The 23,099-nt window shown below is 67.0% G+C and carries 15 protein-coding genes; 10 read left to right on the top strand and 5 right to left on the bottom strand.

The window, feature by feature from the left end; genetic code table 11:
• From P0204_RS01545 to malQ, 8 genes are all read left to right on the top strand, one after another.
• Positions 1 to 798 carry an ABC transporter ATP-binding protein gene (locus P0204_RS01545; RefSeq protein ID WP_276221156.1) on the top strand — a complete coding sequence of 266 codons (798 nt, stop codon included), beginning with the start codon at positions 1 to 3 and terminating at the stop codon, positions 796 to 798.
• On the top strand, positions 795 to 1,493 hold the full coding sequence (locus P0204_RS01540; RefSeq protein WP_276221155.1) for an ABC transporter ATP-binding protein: 699 nt from the start codon (positions 795 to 797) through the stop codon (positions 1,491 to 1,493). Before P0204_RS01545 ends, P0204_RS01540 begins: the two co-directional genes overlap by 4 nt.
• Positions 1,490 to 2,479: a branched-chain amino acid ABC transporter permease gene (locus tag P0204_RS01535; RefSeq protein ID WP_276221154.1), complete on the top strand. Its 990-nt coding sequence runs from the start codon at positions 1,490 to 1,492 to the stop codon at positions 2,477 to 2,479. Before P0204_RS01540 ends, P0204_RS01535 begins: the two co-directional genes overlap by 4 nt.
• Before the next feature lie 109 nt (positions 2,480 to 2,588).
• On the top strand, positions 2,589 to 3,752 hold the full coding sequence (locus tag P0204_RS01530; RefSeq protein ID WP_276223307.1) for a branched-chain amino acid ABC transporter permease: 1,164 nt from the start codon (positions 2,589 to 2,591) through the stop codon (positions 3,750 to 3,752).
• Positions 3,749 to 4,762, top strand: a complete 1,014-nt coding sequence (locus P0204_RS01525; RefSeq protein WP_276221153.1) for a 3-oxoacyl-ACP synthase — start codon at positions 3,749 to 3,751, stop codon at positions 4,760 to 4,762. Before P0204_RS01530 ends, P0204_RS01525 begins: the two co-directional genes overlap by 4 nt.
• Positions 4,763 to 4,822: 60 nt before the next feature.
• Positions 4,823 to 5,626, top strand: a complete 804-nt coding sequence (locus P0204_RS01520; protein WP_276221152.1) for an alpha/beta fold hydrolase — start codon at positions 4,823 to 4,825, stop codon at positions 5,624 to 5,626.
• The gene (locus tag P0204_RS01515) at positions 5,619 to 7,175 is read left to right on the top strand and encodes an AMP-binding protein (protein WP_276221151.1); all 1,557 of its coding nucleotides are present in this window, start codon (positions 5,619 to 5,621) and stop codon (positions 7,173 to 7,175) included. The genes P0204_RS01520 and P0204_RS01515 overlap by 8 nt, the downstream gene beginning before the upstream one ends.
• Positions 7,176 to 7,224: 49 nt before the next feature.
• On the top strand, positions 7,225 to 8,727 hold the full coding sequence (gene malQ, locus P0204_RS01510; RefSeq protein ID WP_276221150.1) for a 4-alpha-glucanotransferase: 1,503 nt from the start codon (positions 7,225 to 7,227) through the stop codon (positions 8,725 to 8,727).
• Between the two features lie 40 nt (positions 8,728 to 8,767).
• Here malQ and gghA read toward each other — a convergent pair whose 3' ends face one another.
• On the bottom strand, positions 8,768 to 11,149 hold the full coding sequence (gghA, locus tag P0204_RS01505) for a glucosylglycerol hydrolase (protein WP_276221148.1): 2,382 nt from the start codon (positions 11,147 to 11,149) through the stop codon (positions 8,768 to 8,770).
• A 7-nt stretch (positions 11,150 to 11,156) separates the two neighbouring features.
• Positions 11,157 to 13,085 carry an alpha-amylase MalA gene (gene malA / locus P0204_RS01500; RefSeq protein ID WP_276221147.1) on the bottom strand — a complete coding sequence of 643 codons (1,929 nt, stop codon included), beginning with the start codon at positions 13,083 to 13,085 and terminating at the stop codon, positions 11,157 to 11,159.
• 117 nt (positions 13,086 to 13,202) lie between these two features.
• Here malA and P0204_RS01495 point away from each other — a divergent pair, with 117 nt between their 5' ends.
• The gene (locus P0204_RS01495; RefSeq protein WP_276221146.1) at positions 13,203 to 17,726 is read left to right on the top strand and encodes a DUF7997 domain-containing protein; all 4,524 of its coding nucleotides are present in this window, start codon (positions 13,203 to 13,205) and stop codon (positions 17,724 to 17,726) included.
• 20 nt (positions 17,727 to 17,746) lie between these two features.
• Here the strand turns inward: P0204_RS01495 and P0204_RS01490 are convergent, their stop codons facing one another.
• Both P0204_RS01490 and P0204_RS01485 read right to left on the bottom strand, forming a co-directional pair.
• The gene (locus P0204_RS01490; protein ID WP_276221144.1) at positions 17,747 to 18,250 is read right to left on the bottom strand and encodes a hypothetical protein; all 504 of its coding nucleotides are present in this window, start codon (positions 18,248 to 18,250) and stop codon (positions 17,747 to 17,749) included.
• 120 nt (positions 18,251 to 18,370) lie between these two features.
• On the bottom strand, positions 18,371 to 21,229 hold the full coding sequence (locus P0204_RS01485) for a PAS domain S-box protein (RefSeq protein WP_276221143.1): 2,859 nt from the start codon (positions 21,227 to 21,229) through the stop codon (positions 18,371 to 18,373).
• 202 nt (positions 21,230 to 21,431) lie between these two features.
• On the opposite strand from P0204_RS01485, the gene P0204_RS01480 reads away from it, so the two are divergent.
• Positions 21,432 to 22,232, top strand: coding sequence for a hypothetical protein (locus tag P0204_RS01480; RefSeq protein WP_276221142.1), 801 nt, complete (start codon positions 21,432 to 21,434; stop codon positions 22,230 to 22,232).
• Positions 22,233 to 22,249: 17 nt separating this feature from the next.
• Here P0204_RS01480 and P0204_RS01475 read toward each other — a convergent pair whose 3' ends face one another.
• Positions 22,250 to 23,023 carry a CPBP family intramembrane glutamic endopeptidase gene (locus tag P0204_RS01475; protein ID WP_276221141.1) on the bottom strand — a complete coding sequence of 258 codons (774 nt, stop codon included), beginning with the start codon at positions 23,021 to 23,023 and terminating at the stop codon, positions 22,250 to 22,252.
• Between the last annotated feature and the right edge of the window lie 76 nt (positions 23,024 to 23,099).

The following is a 23,099-nucleotide window of genomic DNA, read 5'->3' as shown; positions in this document are numbered from 1 at the left end:
ATGCTCAGAACGCGGGACCTCACGAAGCGGTTCGGCGGTCTGACCGCCGTCGACGACGTATCGTTCGAACTCGGCGACGAACTCTGTTCGCTCATCGGACCCAACGGAGCCGGCAAGACGACGTTCTTCAACCTCCTGACGGGAGTGTTGGAGCCCAGCGACGGGACCGTCGAACTCCGGCGGGACGAGCAGTGGGACGACATCACCGACGCGCCGCCACACGAGACGGCCCAGCGGGGCATCCACCGGTCGTACCAGGTGACCTCGGTGTTCCCCAACAGCACCGTCCTCGAGAACGTTCGGGTTGCAGAACAGGCCCACGGCAGTGATTCGACCCGCTTCTGGCGCAACGTCGATCACTTCGAGGAGTATACCGAGCGCGCACACGAGATTCTGGACCGCGTGGGGTTAGCGGACCGGGCTCACGACCCTCCGAGCACGCTCAGTCACGGCGCCAAGCGAAAACTCGAAGTCGGGATGGCACTGGCCGGCGATCCGTCGGTCCTGTTGCTGGACGAACCCAACGCCGGCGTCTCCTCCGAGAGCGTCGACGAGGTCCGCGACCTCATCGAGGACGTCGCCGAGGACCACGCCGTGTTGCTCGTCGAGCACAACATGGACATCGTGATGGACGTCTCCGAGCGGGTCGTCGTCCTCCACCAGGGTGCTGTCATCGCCGACGGCCCACCCGAGGCGGTCCGTGCCGACCCCGACGTCCAGTCGGCGTATCTCGGCGGGTACGAGCCCGGCAGTCTGGACGAGGGCGACGAGTCGACCGGCGAGGGGGGTGTGGCATGAGCCTGCTGGAACTCTCGGGAGTCAACACCTACTACGGCGACAGCCACATCCTCCAGGGGATCGACCTGACCGTCGCGGAGAGCGAGGTCGTCGCGCTGGTCGGGCGCAACGGCGTCGGGAAGACGACGACGCTGCGCTCGATCCTCCAGTTGACCCCGCCACGGGAGGGGGAGATCACGTTCCGGGGAGAATCACTTGTCGGGTTGGAGACTCACGAGGTCGCCGACCGCGGCGTCGGCTGGATCCCTGAAGAACGCCGTATCTTCGGGCAGTTGACCGTCGAGGAGAACCTCCGGGCGGCGATCCCCGATACGGATTCGATCTCCGAGGGACTCACGCTGGCCTTCGACGCCTTCCCGATCCTCGAAGAGCGACGCCGCCAGGACGCCGGCACGCTCTCGGGGGGCCAACAGCAGATGCTCGCCATCGCCCGCGGATTGGTCGGCGAGAACGACCTCCTACTGGTCGACGAACCCAGTGAGGGGCTGGCCCCACAGATCGTCGCGGACGTGGCCGAGGCGCTCTCGGAAGCGAGTGCCGAAGCGACGATCCTGCTCGTCGAGCAGAACCTCCCGCTGGCGCTCGACCTCTCGGATCGGTTCTACATCGTCGACCACGGGGTCGTCGTCGACGACGGGGACTCGAACGCGGTCTCGGCCGACGACGAGCGGTTCAGGAGGTATCTGTCCGCATGATCCTCGAAACGCTCGGGGAGTTCCTGACGATCCCGGAACTCGGGACGGTCGTCGTCAACGGGCTGGCCAAGTCCGCGCTGTACGTGATGATCGCCAGCGGACTGACGCTGATCTTCGGACTGATGGGCGTGTTGAACTTCGCACACGGTTCGCTGACGATGGTCGGTGCCTACCTGGGCGGGCTGGTGATGGTCACGGCCGTCGGGCAGGCGACCGGATCGGTGACCCGGCTGGCGGTGTTTTTCGTCGCCATCCTGCTGGTCTTCGCCGTGCTCACCGTCCTGGGCGGGGCCATCGAGACCACGCTCATCCGGCCGCTGTACGACCGGCCGCCGATCTACCAGATACTGCTGACTTTCGGCCTGACGCTCGTGATCGACGAGATCGTCCGCATCGTCCTGGGCGTGTTCGGGATGCAGCCGATCTCGGACTGGCAGGCGGCGCTGGCGACGAAACCGCAGTTCCTCCGTGAGCCCGCGGCCGTCGTCGGGATCAGCGTCCGCTGGCTGGCCGTCTTCCAGATCGTTCTCGGAGTCGCTACCGTGGTGGGCATCTGGGCGTTCCTCACCAAGACCCGGTACGGGCTATACATCCGTGCCGGCAGCGAGGACTCCGAGATGGCCGCGGCGCTGGGGATCGACGTCCGGCAGGTGTTCACCGTCGTCTTCGCGCTGGGGATCGGACTAGCCGGTGCGGCCGGGACCCTGTTGATGTGGGACGCGACGTGGGGCGCGAGCGTCCCGCTCGCGGCGGAGACGCTGCTGCCGGCGTTCATCGTCGTCATCGTCGGCGGCCTAGGGACCTTCCGCGGGACCGTCGTCGCCGCCGTCGTCGTCGGGATGACCGACTCGGTGATGACCTGGTGGTTCCAGAACTACATCCAGTTCACCGGGCTGCCGGAACTGGTCCTGTTCCTGGTGCTCGTGGTGACGCTGATCGTCAGGCCACAGGGGTTGTTCGGCGTCGAGGGGGTGGGTGGCCATTAGCACCGAGACCCAGGCCGGGACGCCGACCGAGGTGTCCTGGCCCGTGGCCTACCTCCGCTCGCACGCCGCCCACGTGGCGATCATCCTCCTGTTGGCGGTGTACCCCTCGATCTACCACACGCTGTTGAACTCGCCGGTCCAGTACGAGGCCGAGATGCTGTTGCCGACCGTCGAGACGATGGTCGGTGTGCTGTATTTCGGCCTGTTCGCGATGTCGTTTGACTTCATCAGCGGCTACACCGGCTACCTCTCCTTTGGCCACGCGGCCTTCTACGGGACCGGTGCCTACACCGTCATCCTCGTCGCGAACGGGAAGTTCCCGCTCCTGGGGCCGGAGACGCCCTTCATGCTCTCGCTGCTGGTCGCGGGGCTGCTGGCCGTCGTCGTCGCCCTGCTGGTCGGCCTAGTCTCGTTCCGGCTCTCGGGCGTGTACTTCGCGATGATCACGCTGGGGTTCGCCCAGGTGCTGTACGTGTTCATCCGGGGCTGGGACTACGTCGCTCGTAACCCCCGTGACGGTCCCGCCGTCGGCCCAAGCCACGCCAGCGGCTTCGATATCGGCGTCCCGTGGGTCGACCAGCTCAACCTCGCGATCGGTGTTCTCACCGGCGACGAGGTGTCGCTGCTGGGGACGACGCTGTCGGGGACGACTGTCTCGTTCTACATGGTCGGTCTCGTGGTACTGGTCTGTTACTTCGCGATGCAGCGGATCATCCACTCGCCGTTCGGTCGCGTGATGATCGCCATTCGGGAAAACGAGGAACGGGCGGTCGCGATCGGCTACAACACCTACGTCTACAAGCTGGCCGCCTTCTGTATGAGCGGCTTCTTCGCGGGCATCGCCGGTGCCCTGTTCGCCGGCTTCAGACGGTCGGCCAGTCCCGAGAACTCCTTCTACTTCCTGGTCTCCGGTGACGCCCTCCTCGCGAGTATCATCGGCGGGTTCGGGACGCTCGCCGGCCCGCTGTACGGTCGGCTGTTCGACGAGACGGTCCGCGAGTTCCTCTCGAAGTCCGGGCAGGGTGGCGGGTTGCTCCCGTACCTCCGCCTACTACTCGGCGAGGGGACGCTGTCGACGCCGGTCGTCGGCGGGATGACCGTCGGTGGCCTCATCGACACGCTGTTGAACGGCCACGCCAGCCTCTACGTCGGTGTCGTGTTCGTGCTGTTCGTCCTCTACGTCCCCGACGGCCTGCTGGGGACGATCAGAAACCGCATCGGCGGGACCTTCGCCGACGCTCTCCCGGCGAAACTCCGGGACGAGGAGGAATGACCGTCCACGTCACCGGGCTGGGGACCTACCTCCCCGAGCCGACGATGACCGCCGAGGCGATCGCCGACCGGAGCGAGGTTCCCGAAGCCGTCGTCCGCGAGAAGATGGGGGTCCGTCGGAAACACGTCTGCCCGCCCGACGCCGACCATCCCTCGGAGATGTGTGTCGCGGCGGCCCGGGAGGCACTCGATGACGCCGGCATCGGTGCCGATACGCTGGACATGGTCCGGTACCACGGGAGCGAGTACAAGGACCACGTGGTCTGGAACGCCGCGGCCGCCGTCGCCGAGGAGATCGGTGCGACCGGGGCCAGTGCGACCGAGAGCTACGCGCTCTGTGCCGGCTTCCCCGTCGCACTCAGGGAAGCGAAGGCGTTGCTGGCCGCCGAGCCGGCGACCGAGCGGGTGCTGCTGGTCGCCGCCAGCCGCGAGGAGGACCTGGTCGACTACGACGACGGCGACACCTCCTTCATGTTCAACTTCGGCAGCGGTGCGACGGCCGCGGTCCTCGAAGCCGACGCCGGCGACCGGGCGCTCGCCAGCGTCCGGGAGAGCGCGAGCCTGACCGACGGGAGTTTCGCCAGAGACGTGATCGTCCCGGCCGGCGGAAGCGTCCGCCCGGCGAGCCGCGAGACGGTCGAGACTGGCGCGCACTCCCTCCGAGTTCCCGACCACGAGTCGATGAAGGAACGCCTCGCCGAGGGGAGCCTGCCGAACTTCAGATCGGTCGCTACCGACGCACTGGACCGGTCGGGGTACGGAATCGACGAGATCGACTTCGCCGCGATCACTCACATGAAGCGGTCGTTCCACGAGTACCTGTGTTCGGAGCTCGGGCTGGCCGACGACCAGCACCGGTATCTCGACGACTACGGCCACGTCCAGAGCTGTGACCAGGTGCTCGCGCTGACGGAGTGTCGGGACGAGAGAGACGACGGCGACGTGGTCCTCTGTCTCGCGGCCGGCACCGGCTACACCTGGGCGGCGAGTGTCCTAGAGTGGACCGCATAGCCCCGGGACGTTCACATGGTAACGTCCCCCTTGAAGGAGAACGCGGGAGAACGATACGATATGCCGTATGCGAACAACGACGGCGTCCGCCTGGCCTACGAACGCGAGGGACCGGGCGACGCCGAGACAGTCGTCTTCGTCGAGGGACTGGGCTATGGTCGGTGGATGTGGCGCTGGCAACACCGGGCCGTCAGCGACGACTACGAGAGCATCCGCTGGGACAACCGCGGCACCGGGGAGTCCGACGAACCGGACGGCCCGTACACCGTCCCGGAGATGGCGAGTGACCTCGAAGCCGTCCTGGACCACGCCGGCGTCGAATCGGCACACGTCGTCGGCGCGAGCATGGGCGGGATGATCGCCCAGCAGTACGCACTGGAGTACGACCGCGCCCGTTCGCTGACGCTGATGTGTACCTCACCGGGCGGTCCCGAGGAGGTCCCCATTCCCGAGGAGACGCTGGAACGGATGTTCGGCGTCCCCGAAGACGCCGACGAGCGGGAGGCGATCCGGTACAAGATGCGCCCGGCCGTGACCGAGGGGTTCTGGGCCGACAACCAGGAGTTGATCGACCGGATCGTCGAGTGGCGACTGGACAGCGACGCCAGCGAGCAGGCCCGGACCTGGCAGGCCGCGGGCGTCGAGGCCTTCGACGTCCACGACCGACTCGGCGAGATCACACAGCCGACGCTGCTCGTGCACGGTACCGCCGACCGCGTCGTCCCCTACGAGAACGGCGAACTGCTGGCCGAAGGGCTTCCCGACGTGGAGTTCGTCACGTTAGAGGGCGCCCCTCACCTCCTGTTCATCGAGCGCCGGGAACGGGTCACCGACCGCCTGCTGGAGTTTCTCGACGATGGTTGATCGATCGGCCCCCCAGGAGTGGGTCGGCGCCTGGAGCGAGAAACGGGCCGCGTTGACCCCCGAGCGGGAGGGGCTGGTCGACGCGACCACCGGCGAGCGGTTCACCTACGCCGACCTGGACCGGCGGGCCAACCGAGCAGTCCGTCTCCTCCGGGAGTACGGCGTCGGGACGGGCGACAGCGTCGCCGTCGTCTCGCGCAACCGACCGGCAGTGGTCGACCTGTTCTTCGCCACCGCCAAGACCGGCAGCACGCTCGCGCCGCTCTCCCACCGCCTTGCACCGCCCGAACTCGGCGAACTACTGGCCCGCGTCGACCCGACGGTCCTCGCGGTCGAAGCGCCGTTCGCGGCGGATGTCGCGTCGGCACTCGACGAAGGCGGCGTCGACCCTGCCGTCCTCACGCTGGGAAGCGATGATGGAGACGCCCTCGATGGGTTCCGCGAGCCGGTGCCGTACGGCGACGCAGTTCCGGCGGACGACTCCTCCGTCGAGACGCCACCCGTCGCGCCCGAGGACCCCCATCTCCTGTTGCACACCGGCGGCTCGACCGGGACGCCGAAAGAGACGGTTCTCACACACGAAGGAATCGTCTGGAACTCGGTCAACACGATCACGGCCTGGGGGTTGCGCGACGACGACGTGACGCCGATGGTGTTTCCGATGTTCCACACCGGCGGCTGGAACGTCGTCACGGTCCCGCTGTGGCACATGGGCGGGACCGTCGTCATCGCCCGGGAGTTCGATCCCGGACAGGTCCTCTCGGTCATCGACGAAGAGGGGGGGACCGTCCTCGTCGCCGTCCCGGCCGTGTTGCGGATGATGACCGACCACGACCGCTGGGAGACGGCCGACCTCTCGCAACTGCGCTTCGCCAAGTCCGGCGGCGGCCCCTGCCGGCAGTCGGTCATGGAGACGTGGTGGGACCGGGGCGTCGACCTCTCCCAGGGGTACGGCCTCACGGAGTGTGGCCCCAACAACTTCGCGATGCCCGACGGCTGGCCCCGCGAGAAAGCCGATGCTGTCGGGAAACCGGCGCTCCACGTCGACGCCCGGATCGTCGACGACGACGGCGACCCGGTCCAGCAGGGCGAGATCGGCGAACTCGTCCTCCGATCACCCCACGCCGCCGCCGGCTATCTCGACAATCCCGAGGAGACTGCTGCGACCTTCGGGACGTTCGTCGCGACCGGCGACCTCGCCCGAGAGGACGCCGACGGTTACTACCACATCGAGGGTCGCAAGAAGGAGATGTACGTCAGCGGCGGCGAGAACGTCTATCCCGCCGAAGTAGAGGACGCTATCGCCGACCATCCCGATGTCGAGGAAGTCGTCGTGATCCCGGTCCCCGACGACCAGTGGGGGCAGGTCGGGAAAGCCGTCGTCCAGGGCGACGACGCCCTGACGCTGGCTGACCTCCGCGGGTTCCTGGACGACCGACTGGCCGGCTTCAAACACCCGCGACACCTCGCGTTCGTCGAGGAGATGCCCACGAGCGGCCCGTCGAAGATCGATCGACAGGCTGTGGAAGCCCAGTTCGGCGAGGAATGACCGACCACGAGGGCCGGGCTTTTGTGCCTCCCTGTCGAAGGGGTCCGGCATGGAGTTCGAGCGGTCGAGCGGGATCTTCCTGCATCTCACGTCGCTACCGGGCCCAGACGGGGTCGGGACGCTCGGTGACCCGGCCGAACAGTTCGTCGACTACCTCGCCTCGGCCGGCCAAGGGCTGTGGCAGATCTGTCCGCTGGGGCCGACCGACGGCGCCTTCGGGAACTCCCCGTACCAGACTCACTCGTCGTTCGCCGGCAACCTGCTGTTGATCAGTCTCGATGGACTCGTCGCCGACGGGTGGCTGACCGACGACGACCTCGCCGACCGGCCCGACTTCGACGAGCACTGGGTGGAGTACGACCGTGTCGGCGAGTACAAACAGCGGAAGCTGCGGACCGCGTTCGACCGGTTCCGGGAGACCGCCGGCGAGAGCGAGAACCAAGCGCTGGACCAGTTCGCCGCCGACAACGACGGCTGGCTGGCCGACTACGCGCTCTTCCGGGCGCTGAAAGACCACTTCGGCGGCGACGGCTGGACACAGTGGCCCGCCGACGCCAAACAGCGCGACCCCGACGCTCTCGCCCGATACCGAGACGAACTGTCCGAGGAGATCCGCTTCCGGGAGTTCGTCCAGTTCTGCTTCGACCGCCAGTGGCGACGCGTCCACGAGTACGCGAACGAGCACGGCGTCCGGATCATCGGAGATATGCCGATCTACATGGGGATGGACAGCGCGGACGTCTGGGCGAACCCGGAGCTGTTCGACCTGGACGAGGACAACGAGCCCGCTGCCGTCGCCGGGATGCCGACGAATCCGGACAGCGACGGCACCGGCCAGCGCTGGGGCAACCCACTGTACGACTGGGACGCGATGGCAGCGGACGGCTACGAGTGGTGGATCGAGCGGTTCGAGGCGCTGCTCTCTCGGGTCGACATCACCCGCGTCGACCACTTCAAGGGGTTCGAGCGCTACTGGGCCATCCCGGCGGACGCCCCGGCTGCCGCCGACGGCGAGTGGCGTGAAGGCCCCGGAAAGGAACTGTTCGAGGCCGTCGAGTCGGCGCTGGGCGAACTCCCGATCATCGTCGAGAACCTCGGCGGGATCACCCCGGAACTCCGCGAGTTGCGCGAGTCGCTGGGTGCCCCGGGCATGAACGTGGCCCTCTACGCCGACTGGTGTACCGAGGACCACATGTACATGCCCCACGTCTACCCGCAGGACTCGGTGGCCTACACCTCCACCCACGACACGAACACCGTGATGGGGTGGTACCGCGACGAGATCAGCGACCGCCAGCGGGACTGTCTGCACTTCTACATGGATTCGGACGGTCACGAGATCAACTGGGACGTCGTCGAAGCCGTCTGGGCGGCCGATTCGATCCTCGCGATCACGCAGATGCAGGACCTGCTCGGGTTGGGTAGCGAGACGCGGTTCAACACACCCGGGACCGCCGAGGGTAACTGGACCTGGCGGATCACCGAGGGCGGCTACGACCAGGGTGTCGCCCAGCGACTTCGAGCCGTGACCGAACGCCACGCGCGGGACTGACCGACTCGGACGGTCCGGGGGGAGGCGGCGAAAGCTCGGCTCAGTCCAGCGACCGCACGAACAGTGCGGCCTGGCTGTCCGCCAGCGATAGCTCGTCGCTCACGCCCCCGATGTCCAACCCGGGCGAGGAGAGTGCGACCTCCCAGCCGCCATCGTTGACGCCGGCCAGTTCGGTCGGGGTTACCGTCTCGGCGACACCTTCCATCGTCCCGACGAAGACGAGTTCCTCGCTGTCGTCGGGCGCACGGCGGTAGCCGTAGTACAGTACGGTCCCGTCGGTCGGATAGACGTAGTCCAACGTATCGCCGCCGGTGAAGTCCGTCGTCACCCACTCGTGGTCGTGGCGGAACTCCCGAACGCGGCGGTCGAAGGCGGTGCGCTCGTCGCCCTGTTGGTCGTGCCAGTGCGAGAGGTTGAAGAACTCACCCAGGTCACGCATCCACGCCCGGCCGAGCTGTTCGAGTTCGCTGACCGTGAACTCGTCGCCGATCGGCGTCCCGATGGTGTTGAGCAACTCCGTCATCCCCGCCTTGTCGTAGTCGGTCATGCTGACCGTATCCGCAAGCAGGCCGAGGAACTCACTCAGCTCCTCACGGGATTCGAAGCCCCACTCTTTGAGCCGCTGGAAGTGGGCGTCGTTCCCGAAGTCCCGGGGGCGGATCTGCCACTCGGGGAAGTGCTCTTCCTCCGAGAGGACTTTCAGGTTCCAGACGGCGTCCGTGTCACGGACGAACCCCCACGGCGCGCGCATGTTGGCGTGGGTGAAATCCATCGGACAGCCCGGCATGAACCCGTGGAACAGGATCGTCGACGCCGGATTGTTGTACGCCTGCCGGAGTTGTTCGTTGCGCGTCTCCCCCAGGTAGCGGTTGATCTGGGGCTGGCTGAAGGGTGGGTCCGGGTCCAGTTGGGTCCCGCGGCGGATGGTGTCGTGGTTGGCGACGCCGGAGATCCAGTGCTCGCCCGTGTCCCGGACCTCCTTGACGCGCCACCACTTCGTCGCCCAGAACGTCTGGAGCGCCGGTGTGTTGTGCGCGAAGGTGACTGGCCCCCACTGATACGAGTGTGGATGTTCCTCGATCAGCGTGCGATAGGTCGAGGCCAGTTCCCAGTCCGAGCGGGGCCACGGCCGACCGTCCTCGTAGATCATCCAGGGGCGGTACTCGACGCCGGCGACCTCCTGGGTGACCCGGTCCATCTCGGCGAGGTACTCGTCGTCGTGCCACTCCTCCTCGGCCTCGGAGTCCCAGTTCGTGAAGTCCTGGGCACCGTCGACGCGGATGCCGTCGGCACCGAAGTCCATCTTCCGGCGCTGGAGTTCGAGTAATCCAGCGCGGACGATTGGGTGAGTGTAGTCCAGTTCCTGGCCGTACATCCCGGGGCCGGCGAACCACTCGTCGTTGAGCAGCGGGAGCGCACCGTTGTCGGCGTGACCGAGCGCGATGTCGAAGACGACCTTCATCGGCTCCGGCAACGTATGCAGCGTCGCGATGAGGTCGACCAGTTCGTCGGGGCGGCGTGTCTCCAGAACCGCGGGATTGACGGTTCCGAACCCGGAGATGATGATGTCATAGCCCCAGTTGAGCATGTCCGGCCGGCGGATGGTCGCCCGCAGGCGGTCGCCGGAGGTGACCTCGGGCAACCAGTAGCCCAGTTCGTCCTCGTTTTGCGTGATCGGTGCGACCGGCATCAACTGGACGGCGTCGTAGCCGAGGAAGTTCCGCTCGGCCGGCGTCAGCCCCTCGCCGTCCATTTGTTTCTGGCCGATGGTTTCGAACTGCCGTTTCAGGCCGGCGAGCGTCCCGGATTCGGTGGCAGTTCCGGGGTGGATCTCCAGCATACTCGTCGCCGGCTCGAACCGCGGGAGACCGTCGTCCTCGTGGGCGTGGGGTGTGACACCGTCTTCGTCCAGCCGCTGGAAGTAGTCGCGGTCCGCGCGCTCGTCGTCCAGCCGAGCCATATCGTACAGCTCCGGTGGCCCGTACGCGCCGAATGGCACCGAATCGGCGAAGGGATCGGTGATCGTCTCGCGCTCGCCGTCGGCCTCGTAACTGAGCCGATAGAGCGTCCCGAGCTGTTCGCGCGTGCCGGGACGCGGCCCGTCGACGGCCGTCCAGGTAAACTCTCCCTCCCGCCGCGTGTCGACGAACTGTCGGTCAAACGTGACTTGCTGCTCGTCGGCGGTCAGGTCGACCGACTCCTCGGCGGTGAGCAGTTCGAGTTCGACCTCGCCCGCTGGCACCTCATCGACGAGCTGGGGCGTCCAGAAGCCGAACTCGGCGCGCCCGTCTCGCCAGTGGGCACCGAGGCGTGTCGTCAGTTCCTTCGCGGCTTCGAACCGGTCGTCGTGAGCGTCCAGCATCTCCCGCTGGGACTCGATCAGCGCCGCTGTCGCGTCCTCGATAGTGGTGTACTCCGGCATCCCAGTGTTACTCTCCTGCTGGCAGGACCACGACGTTGTCGACAGTCGCGTCACCGTCGGCCGTGTCGACGCCGTCACCGGACACCGCATCGGTCGCGTCGACGGACTCGGCGGGGAACGAAACCGTCGCGTCGTCCTCGCCGAAGTTCAGTGCGACGACGTAGCGCTCGTCGGCCTCGCGGGCGTAGGCGACGACCTGTTCGCTGTCGGCCTGGTACTCGATCTCCTCGTAGTCGCCCTCGTACTGGAGCGCCGGGATGGCGTTGCGGGCACTGGTCAGGCGCTTGTAGTACTCCCGGAGGTCCTCCTGAGCGTGCTCCCAGTGGATCTTCCCGCGGCGGTTGCGCTCGCCGATCTCCTGGCCGGCGTAGATCATCGGGACGCCGGGCAGCGTGAACTGCGCGGCGGCGGCGGCCTCGACGGCGTCGCGCCCACACTCCTCGACGTAGCGGGTCTCGTCGTGGTTCTCGATGTAGAGCATGAAACCGGCGTGGTCGGGGAAGCCGGTGACAGCGCGCTGTCTGTAGGCCTCGGTCAGATCGTCTGCCGGGGCGTCGCCGCGACCGATCTGGCGCAGCGTGAAATACAGCGTCGTATCGAAGTGGATGTCGAAGGCCAGGTCGTGGAAGTCCGCGATGTAGGGGATGGTCTCGTCGAGCAACAGGAACTCGCCGTCCCGGGAGCGCAGGCGCTCGCGGATCTCCTGCCAGAACGGGTCCGGGACGGCCCAGGCCATGTCACAGCGGAAGCCGTCGACGTACTCGGCCCACTTGTCGACGGCGTCGAGCAGGTGCCGCCGGACCTCCAGGTTGCGGTAGTTGAAGTTCGCGATGTACTCCCACTCGAAGTAGGTGCCGGGAGAGCCGTCCTCCTGCCACTCGTAGTAGTCACGGAACTCCGGATCGTTGGCCTGTGCGCGCTGGAAGAACTCGTGGTCGCGTGCGGAGTGGTTCAACACCAGATCGAAGAGGACGTGCATGTCCCGGTCGTGGGCCGCCGCGACGAGGTCCTCGAACTCCGCCTCGGTCCCCAGGTCGTCGGCGACCGAGAAGAAGTCGGTGATGTTGTAGCCGTGGTCGTAGCCGTCGTGTTGGAGGATCGGCGTGAGCCAGAGCGTGTTGACCCCCAGGTCCTGGATCTCGTCCAGGTTCGCCTGGATGACCTCGAAGACCGACTGGTCCCCGTCGGCCTCCTTGTAGCCCCGGACGTACACCTCGTAGAGGGTCATCCCCGTGCTCCACTCGGGGGGTTCGTTGAGGTTCTCGACGGTCCCGTCCGGATGGACGCGGACGGTGTCGGGCACGCTATACTGCTCGCCGAGCGCCACCGCACGTATCCGGACCGGCTCGTCGATCGAGTCCAGCGAGAACGTCGCGGTCCGGTGGTCAGTCTCGAAGTCCTCGGGGGTGGGGTCACGGTCGTCGACGACGAACTCGACGGCGAGCGTCTCGTCGTCCTCGTCCCCGCGGGGAGTCGTCTTGACCGTCGCCCGGACCGTCACTACACCGTCCTCGGTTTCCCCGCCGAGCATCAGCCGGGGACGGGCTTGCCGGTCACCCTGGCTGGCGAGATTACCCGACCGGGCGCTCCCGCTCTGGCTACCCGAGAAGCCGCTCATACCGCTGGCTCCCGAGAATCCGGAGCCACCAGCGTACCCGCTGGTCCCCGTCCCGCCGCTCGCGACCGCGATGTCGGCGGGGAACACGCGCAACGTGAGGTGATGGGTCGTCTCGGGCGTCGACAGCGAAGCCGTGTACTCGCCGGGTTCGTCGGGTGTGAAGGAGACGACAGCCTCGTCGTCTTCGAGTTCGACAGCGCTGTCGTCGGGGCTGTCCGAGATCTCCCAGCGGTACGTCACGGCGGGGTCTGGGTCACGCGGTGCGAGTTCCGTCGTCTCACCGACGGCGAGAAACCTGGGTAGTCCTGGGTGGTCCATCTCTACGTATTCCCTCTCGGGACGCCGTAAAAGAGCTTTCTCACTCGGGTACTACGGGTGGTATTAAGACTCGCCTCCATCACAGGTGTTATGAATGATCTCCGCTCTCTCTCAAGCATGCGCCTGCGCACGGCACTGAACGACTACAAACGCCGCCTCGACGAGCCGTTCCCCGGCGAGGCCCCGACGACCACGGGGGCGTTCTCCGGGTTCGGCGACCGACTCGTCTACGTCGAGCGCGACGGATCGTTCCGCGACTACTCCGCGGAACTCTCCGGGCTCCACGGCGTCGACCGGTCCCGGCTGGGGATCGACACCGGCGACGGCGTCTTGTGGTTCGACCACACCGAGCCGATCCGACAACACTACTATCGCGAGAGCGCTCTCGTCGAGACCGAGTACGACGCTGGGGAGTTCAGTATCCACCAGTACGACCTGACGCTCGGACGGGCACACCTCACACACGTCGAACTCCGCGGCGAGGTCCCGCCGGACGCACAGCTCGTCGCGTTCCTGACGCTCGCACCCGAGGGGAAGGAGACACAGGTCAGCCGTCTCATCCACGAGGCGGCCGGCTACAACGACGAGCGAGTCGTCGAGGTGTACCACCGCCGAGAACACGACTACGTCGCCGCCTCGACGCCCCTGGAGATGGCCATGGGCAACCGCGTCGAGCGGATGGGCGAGTTGCTCGACGACGCGTCGATCCAGTACCCGCGTGACCGCAACGAGGGCAAGCCCGATCAGGAGGCGCTGACGGGCGACATCGTCGTGACCGCCGACCTCGAACAGGTCGGCCGAGCGGCACGGACGACGCTGACGACACAACTGTCCGACCACGACGAGACGAGCCGCGAGCAGGCACTCATCGACGTGACCCACGCCGCGCGATCACACGCCTCCGTCGACGATCTCCGGGACGCCGCGCTCGAACGCTCGATCGACGAGGTCCCCGACGATACGCCGAACGAGGACGCCGTTACTGCCGACCTCCGGGCGCTGTCGCTGTTGACCGGCCCGACCGGTGCACGGCTCGCCGCTCCCGAGTTCGACCCGTTCTTCGAACACACCGGCGGCTACGGCTACACGTGGTTCCGCGACGACAGCGAGATCTCCGCCGCACTGCTCGATGCCGACAGCCGCCTCGGGCTCGATCTCGACGACCGACTGCTCGACAGCGCGATGCTGTACTGTCGGACCCAGCTCGACGACGGGACCTGGCCACACCGGATCTGGGCCGTCGACGAGCGGCTGGCCCCGGGATGGGCCAACGAGCGGCTCGAAGGCGAAGGCGACGGCTACCAGGCCGACCAGACCGCAGCCGTCACGACCTACCTCGCGGAGTTGCTGCGCGAGCGCGAGAACGTCCTGACTGCCGAGACCCGTTCGAAGATCGTCGAGACCATCCACGACGCGGTCGAGGGCCTCGACGAGACGCTCGCCGACAACGGCCTCCCCGAGCGGTGTCAGAACGCCTGGGAGGACATGTCCGGACAGTTCGCCCACACGACCGCGAAATTCCTGGAGGCGTACGCGACGGTCGCCGACGCCCCCCTGGAACCCCGCCTGCGTGAACACGCCGCCGCCCAGGCCGACCGTGTCTACGGCGCTGTCGACGAACTCTGGAGCGCCGACCGGGAGTTCTACGCGATGCGGCTCGACGACGGGACCCTCGACGAGGTCGCCGACTCCGCCGCGCTGGAACTGGCCGGTGCTGTCCGGGCCTACGCCGAGATCAACCCCGTCGACGAGGCGACGCTGACCCGCCTCCAGTCACACGTCGAGAACGTCGTCGACGCGCTGTACCGGGAGGCCGGCGACGGCGTCACCGGGCTGATCCGCTACGAGGGAGACAGATGGCGGACCAACGGCCAGGGCCACGAGAAGCTCTGGTCGGTCGCGACAGCGCTGGGGACCACTGCGGCCGCGGAACTCGGGATGCTCCTCCAGTCCGAGGACGAGGCTGCCGAGGAAGTCCTCGACCTGGCCGGCGAGCTGTACAGATCCCTGGAAAGCGACGGCCCGTTCGTCACGGACGCCGGCTACCTGGCCGAGCAGGTCTTCGACGACGGCCGGCCCGACAGCGCCGCACCACTGGGGTGGACCCATGCGGTCCGGCTCCGGGCGACAGCCGTCCTCAAAGACTTGGGGGCGCTACCCACGCCGTCGGCGCCCGAGGGGCCAGGTGAGCGACCGACCTGGACGACCGGCGAGAAGTTCGGCGTCGGGACCGTCGCCGACCACCACGCCGACGGCTCGTCGAAAGTGTGGTTCACGCTGGCCGAGGGGGCGTTGACCGAGGTTCGATATCCCCGGATCGACACGATGAACCTCCGGACGATGGACTTCCTGGTCGTCGACACGGACGAAGACTCCGAGTACGTCGCCCGGAGCCACAACGAGACCCGCACGGACGACCACTCCGAGACGATCGAGCGGTCGGCCCAGCTCGTCGAGGAAGACGCGCTCGTGTTCCGTCATTCCATCGTCGAGACTGGCGACAGCCACGGTCACAAGTGGTCGCTGATCGTCGACTACGTCACCGACCCCGAACACGACGCCCTGCTCGCGAAGGTGACCTTCGAGGCCGACGACGACAACACCTACGACGTCTTCACCGTCGCGGACACGGCGCTGACAAACACGGGCGATACGGACCGTGGGCTGTTGCTCGGGCAACCTGGCGACTACTCGCTGGCCGCCCGGGACGCGACCGCGTTCGACCTTCACGACGAGGACCCGCTGTTGGTCGACGACGACGGCGAGCCGTTCAACGTCGCCGTTGCGCTGTCGAGCGCGTCCTCGTTCGACTGGGCTTCGGCCGAAGTCGCCGGCACTGACCGTATCCACGGCCTGTTTGTCGACGGCGAGATCCCCGACTCGACCAACGAGGTCGACGAGGAGAACGTCGTTCTCGTCGGTCGGATCGGTTCCGGCCAATCGCTCGGCGAGACAGTCGCACTGGGCTTTGCCAGGGAATCCGACACAGCCGGCGCGCTCGGTGAGGCAGACGGTGCCCTCGCACGTGGGTTCAGTACCGTCAGAGACGGCTACGAGGACAGTTGGGAGTCGTTCCTGGCCGACAAGGAACTCCCGGCCTCGGTGGCCCACGACGAGGAACTGACGGCACAGTACAAGGCCTCGTTGATGGTCTTGCAGGCCTGCGAGGACAAGACATACCACGGAGCGGCCATCGCGAGTCCGTCCGTGCCGTGGGGCGAGGTCGTCCCCGCGGACCAGCAGAAGGCCTACGGCTACAACTTCGTCTGGTCGCGCGACCTCTACCAGACGTTTACGGCCTTCCAGGCGGTCGGCGAACTGGAGACCGCACAGGAGGCGCTCTCGTACATCTACGAGTACCAGCAGGACGAGCAGGGGTTCATCCCGCAGAACACGTACCTCCAGGGCCGGACCCGCTGGGGCGGCGAGCAGATGGACAACATCTCGTTCCCGCAAGTGATGGCCTACCACCTCGCCCAGGAAGGTATCGGCTTTGGCGACGCCGACTACGAGTACGAGAACGTCCGGCGGTCGTCGGACTACGTCGTCCGGAACGGCCCGGTCACCGCTCAGGAACGCTGGGAGGAGGAGTCGGGCTTCTCGCCGAGTTCCTTAGCCGCGGAGATCGCCGGGCTGACGTGTGCCGGCTCGCTGGCGACGGCGCAGGGGAACACGGCCGATGCGCTCGTCTGGCACGCGGTCGCGGACGCCTGGGTCGACGAGGTCGAGGACTGGACCGCGACCGAAGAGGGAACGAGCGGGTTCGACCAGACGCCGTACTACTGTCGGATCACGCGCCACGGCGACCCCGACGACGGGTCCCGCCGGGCGCTGGCCAACGGCGGGCCGACACTCGAGGAACGTGCGATCGTCGACGCCGGCTTCCTCGAACTCGTTCGCCTGGGGATCAAACCGTGGGACGACGAGACGATCCGCAACAGCCTCTCCGTGGTCGACGACAGCATCCGCGTCGAGACCCCCCACGGGCCTGCCTTCTATCGATACAACGGCGACGGCTACGGCGAACTCGAACGCGAACGCGAGGGCGCGCCGTGGCATCCCCACGAACCCGACGGGAGGGGGCGGCTCTGGCCGATCTTCACCGGCGAGCGTGGCGAGTACGAACTGCTCGCGGGTGCGACGGACGAAGACGCGCCCGAACGGCTACTGGAGACCATGGAAGGGTTCGCCAACACCGGCCGGATGATCCCCGAGCAGGTATGGGACATCGAACGCCCGAGCGACTACAACTGGGAGTTCGGCGAGGGGACCGGCTCCGCGACCCCGCTGGCCTGGTCGATGGCGCAGTTCGTCCGGCTGGCACACGGGATCGACAACGGCGAACCGATCGAGACGCCCGAAGTCGTCCGACAGCGCTACCTCGAAACCGAACGGCCCGACGGCCCGGAACTGTGGGTCGACACGAACTACGAGGCCGGCGCGCTGGTCGTTACCGTCGAGACCGACGGGGATCTCGTGGCCATCAAGACACCGGCGGAGACCGCCGTCACCGAACCCACGAGCGGGAAGTTCGTCGTCAGACTCGACGTGGTCCCGGGCGAGAACCAGGTGACCGTCGCCGCCGCGACGAGTACCGATCTGGAGACCGCCGGGACCACCGTCGATCAGTTCACGCTCTGAGTACGTTCCGGGAGCCGTTTTCAGCCGACACCTGCACTCTGGACGAACAGGAGACCCGTCCACAGGAAGGTCAGCACGCCGGCAACGGCAATCGATCGCGTCGCCAGCCACACCGGCGCTGCGAGCAGATATCCCAGCGGACGCACCGATCCCGGAAGCGCCTTCGCGGTCCGGAACAGCGAAGCAGTGTCGGTGTCGCTGGGCAACGCCGTGAACCCGAAGGCGATGCCGAGCCAGAGCCAGACCCACTGGGCGGGACCGGCAGTGGCGTGGACGGCCCAGAACGCCACGAAGGCGAGCGTCGAGTTGACCGCGAAGGGGGCGACCGCGATGGGGAAATCGGCACCGAAGGAGTCGACCGGTTCGTGTTCCAGAACCGCGTCGTCCGCAAACGGCCGAACCGCAGGCGGCGAGTACACGTCGACTCCCGTCAGGCGACACGCCAGGTAGTGGGCGTACTCGTGGGCCAGGATGCCGGGGCCAGCGGCGACGGTGATCACTAGATTCGAGAGGGCGGGTGCCACACCGACTCGTTGGGGGGCGCGGCCAATGGCTCTATCGGAGCCCCCGCCACAAGTAGCGTCGATGGGCGACCGGTGACAGTCGAGAGGGGCCTGAGAGACCGGAAGCGGGTCTTCGCCCGCTCAGTCCGATGGATCGGTCACCACTTCGAACCGTGCGCCACCGTCCTCGCTCTCGGTCAGCGAGAGGTCCCACCCGTGGACCGACGCGATGCGGTCGACAATGGCGAGGCCGAACCCGGTGCCGTCGGGAGCCGTCGAGTAGCCGCTCTCGAAGACCTGCTCACGGTCCTCCGGCGGAATCCCCGGCCCGTCGTCGGCGACGTAGAACCCGGGGTCCGACGACAGTACCCCGACGGTGATGGTCACGTCTTCACCGCCGTCTTCGACGCTGTCACCGGATTCCGGCGGGGTATCGGTGGAGCCGTGGTCCACGGCGTCGTCGGACGCTGTCGGATTGCCCGTCGAACCGTGTTCGACGGCGTTGCGAAACAGGTTCTCGAAGAGCTGTTTGAGTCGGCTTTCGCTCGCGGCCAGTTCGATAGAGCCCTTGACCCGGAGCCGTGCCCCACCGGTGGCGACGGTCGCCCAGCACCGTCTGGCGACGGCCCCGACGTCGACCCGATCGGTCTCGGTGACCGGGCGTTCTTGCCGGGCGAGCGACAGCAGATCGTCGATGAGCTGTGCCATCCGGTCGACCGCACGACGCCCCCGGTCGAAATGTTCCTGACTTCCCGTCTCTTCCGCGAGTTCAAGCGAGCCGCTGATTACCTCTAACGGGTTCCGGAGGTCGTGGCTGACGACGCTCGCGAACTCCTCCAGCCGTTCGTTCTGGCGCGTGAGTTCTCGCTCCCGTTGCTGGAGGAGTGATTCGCGGTCGACGCGGCGAAGCGCCACCGTCAGCGCGGACGCGAGCAGGTCCACGAGCGCCCGGTCTGTCTCGTCGAAGACGTCCGGGGAAGTCGAGGAGATGACGAACACTCCCCGGTCTTCGATCGGTTGGATGATACCGCTACGAGCCGGTGTGTTCCCCGCCAGCCGGTCGTGGTCGGCCGTGTCCGACACGTGGAGCGGGTCGCCCGACTCGAAGACCTCCCAGACCACCTCCGAGACCGGATCCTCGCTCTCCCGGTTATGTCCGGGCGGCTGCTCGAACGTCTCGCTGATCGGCTCCGTCTCCGTGACCAGGCGCAATTCGCTCCCGTCCTCGGTGAGTTCGTGGAAGCCACTGAGTTCCGCGTCGAGTACCTCCTTGGCAGTCTCGACGGCCACCTGTGCCGTCTCGGTGACCGTCTCGGTCCCCATGAGTGACTGGGTCCGTCGCTGTATCGCTTCGAGGTTCCGGAGATGGGTTCGTCGCTCGGTGACGTCCCTGACGACACAGATGAGCTGTCCGTTTTCGAGCCTCGTCAGTGAGACCTCCTGTGGGAACGTCTCGCCGTCGGCCCGGACCCCTGTGGCTTCGCCGAACCACTCCCCGTGCTCGGCGAGTTCGGGGAGGACCTCCCGCTCGAACCGTTCCGCCTCGTCGGGCTCGTAACACAGTCGCCAGCTCTCGCCGAGGAGCGCCTCGGGATCGTCGTAGCCGTATATATCGGCGTGGGCCGGGTTCACGAAGATATACCTGTTGTCGGCATCCAGAATCGCCATCCCGTCGTAGGCCGCCGTGAGCGCTTCCGACTGTGTCTCCAGTATCTGTTCGCGTTCCTTCCGGTCACTGATATCCCGGCTGTGGACGACAAACTGGGTGTCACCGTCCACCCGGGTCTTTCGGAGGTGGACCGCGACGGGGAACGTCGACCCGTCCTCGCGACGAAACTTCGTCTCCACTTCGTGACGGCTCCCGTCGTCCATCCGGTCCCAGAGCGCCCGGGATTCGGCCGGGTCGATCGCAGGGTCGATGTCCCAGACAGACATCCCGACGAGTTCCTCGGGCGCGTAACCCAACTGTTCGCAGATGGTCTGGTTCGCGTCGACCAACGTCCCGTCGGCCTCGTGGACGGTGATCATGTCGGGGGCATCGGCGAACAACGCCTCCATCCGGACGGTCGTTTGCCGGAGTTCGTCTCGGATTCTGCGGCTGTGAAGCGCGTGAGCGATGTCGTCGCCGAGATCCCTCAACAGGTCTCGCTCCGCCTCGTCGAAGGCGTACGAACGGTCGGCATACACCACGAGCAGCCCGTACCGCTGTGACTCGTACCGCAGTGGGATCGCAGCGACGGACTGGAACCCGTACTCTATCGCGGTGTCGTGCCAGGGTTCGAACGCCTCGTCGTCGTAGATGTTCTGCGAGACGGCGATCTCCCCCGTCTTGACGGCCCGGCCAGCGGGCCCGTTTCCCGTCGGCGTCTCGTCGGCAGTGATCGTGATCGAGTCGAGATAGTCGCCCGCGTCGCCGTCATGAGCACGCGGCTCGATCCGGTCGGTCTCCGGGTCGACGCCGCCGATCCACGCGAACGTGTACGGGTCGGCGTCGCCGAGAATCTCACAGCAGTCCTGCTCGATGTCGGCCTCCGAATCCGCCCGGACCAGCGCCCGATCGACGGCTCTGATCACCCGGCTGATCCGTTCCTCGGCGGCTGCGCGGCGGGTTGCACGGTACCGCTCGACGGCGTTCCGGACGCGGTTCGCCAACAGGTCGAACTGTTCCGTCTCCTCGTCTCTCCGGATGTAGTCGGTCGCACCGCCGGTGAGTGCTTCGCTGGCGACCGCTTCCGATCCGGCCCCGGTAAAGATGATAAACGGAAGGTCCGGGAACTCCTCACGGACACGTTCGAGAAGTGCCAGGCCGTCCATCCCAGCGATCTCGTAGTTGGAGATAACACAATCGATACGGGGGGTAGACAGCTCGTCCAGCGCCGCGGTTGCCCCCGAAACCGTCCGGACCCGGAACCTGTCCCCGACTTGGTCGAAGTACTCACGAGTTCTCTCAGCGAACTCCGAGTCGCCTTCCACGTGCAGAATTTCGACCCGGTCTCCCATATACACCTAACTGTTGTTTGGTTGGTAAATATATTCGGCCGGTTACAAGAACTGATACTCGACCGTGCCACGGGTCCCGAGTGGTATTTTCCCGATATCGGGGCTGTTTTTGTCGTCGCGTTCGTTACTCGACCGTGATGCGCGCCCTCCGCACAACGTCGATCTCAGAGCACTCAGTCGGTGTTCGCCCGGAACCAAGCCGATGCGATCGGTCACTCTCCGCCCGCTGATACCGATGTCTGACAGCGAGCGGTTCGAGGACAAACCCGCGTCACTGCTGACCAAGACACAGCGGTCCCGCATCCGCGACGGGTTCGCCGACCAGGACGAACACCAGCGCCGGCGGGACCAACAGCAGATCCGCGAGCGGGTCCGGGCCGGTGTGACCGACTTCGAACTGCTCGCCGACTATCCGGACCGGCAGTTCGAACTCGCGTTCGACGACCTCGACGAGGAGGAAGTAGCGGCTGCGCTCGCGGACGCTCGCCTCGTCACCGAGCGGCTACGCACACTCCACGGGATCGACCGCGACCGGATCGTCGACCGGGCGAGCGACCGTTCGACGGCGGTGTCACAACGCCTCGCGGACGGGGAGAGTCTGGAGGGCGTGGAACTCGTCCCGGCGGCGACGTACCGGCAGCAGGGGCGTGCGGCCGCCGAGGCCGAACACGAGAACCGGTGGGACCGACGCGCCGACGCCATCCTGAAGACGGCTGCCGTCGCCGCCTTACCGCTCTTGCTGGGCTGGTTCATGGATACGGTGACCGAACAGAACCTGTTGGCGACGCGGGTCGACGTCGCTCTCGTGATGGGACTGTCCGCGCTGGTCGTGCTTGCCGGGTTCGCCGGCGTCCTCCTCATCAAGGGCGCACAGGCGCTGAAACACGACATCATCCCCGGCGTCCGGCGGCTCAGGCACGAGCCGGGGGCCGTCGTCAGCGATGCGTCGGCACTGCTTCGCCGGCCCGGCACGAAACTCCGTTCGGTCTGGGACGAACTCTAGACGGACCCTGTCTGTCCTCAGATCGGGACCAGTTTCAGGACCAACTCGTGGAGGGTGATCGTCCACGTCATCGCGTGGGTGACCGCGGTCACCGCCAGGTTCTCGGTCCGTTCGTAGGCGTAGCCCCACACCATCCCCGGAAGCGCGGTGGTGATGCCCCAGCGGAGGGCACCGGCTGGTGCCACGCTCGGCGTGAGGAGCCCGATCAGGACGTGCATGAGTCCGAACAGAACCCCGCCCAGCAACACGACTCCCGCTAGATCGAACGCCCGGCGGAGCGTCCCCTGGACGATACCCCGGTAGACGAGTTCCTCGGCCGGGGCGGCAAAGAGAAACATCCCGACGAACGCGACCGGCCACAGCAGCGGTCTCGTCGCTAGGTCGACGCTCCCGACCGCTGTCCCCGAGTCCGGGTGGGGAAGCCCGAGCGCGGCCAGGACCGGGGAGAGGACGACGCCCTGTGCGGCGAACACCAACGGGATGACCGCGATCCAGGCGGCGTCTTCAGGCGTCGGGACGCGAACTCTGCAGTAACGGGAGAGATCACCACGCCAGGCGAGGAAGGCAGCGGCGAAGACGGCGAAACCGACCTGGACGGAGTGGAGTTGGAGGGCCCAGACAGCGGGGGCGGTCAGGACGCCGGCGACCCGGAGGACCGCACCGGTGCCGACGATGCCGACGATGCCGATCAGGAGCGAGAGGACGGTGACACCGAGGGCCGCCAGACCAGCCCGCAGTCGTCGGGAGATCGCGGGCCAACTGTCGGCCCCCCGGTCGGTGACGACGCTCACGCCTCACCTCCCTGTAGCGGCCAAACTGGGGGGCAGTCGGAAGCGATACCGTCGCTCCGGTAGCGGGACCGGAATC

It is taken from the genome of Haloarcula halophila (assembly GCF_029278565.1).
Lineage (GTDB): Archaea > Halobacteriota > Halobacteria > Halobacteriales > Haloarculaceae > Haloarcula > Haloarcula halophila.
Note: the sequence above shows the minus strand (reverse complement) of the source record. Positions and strands in the feature narration are given on the sequence as shown.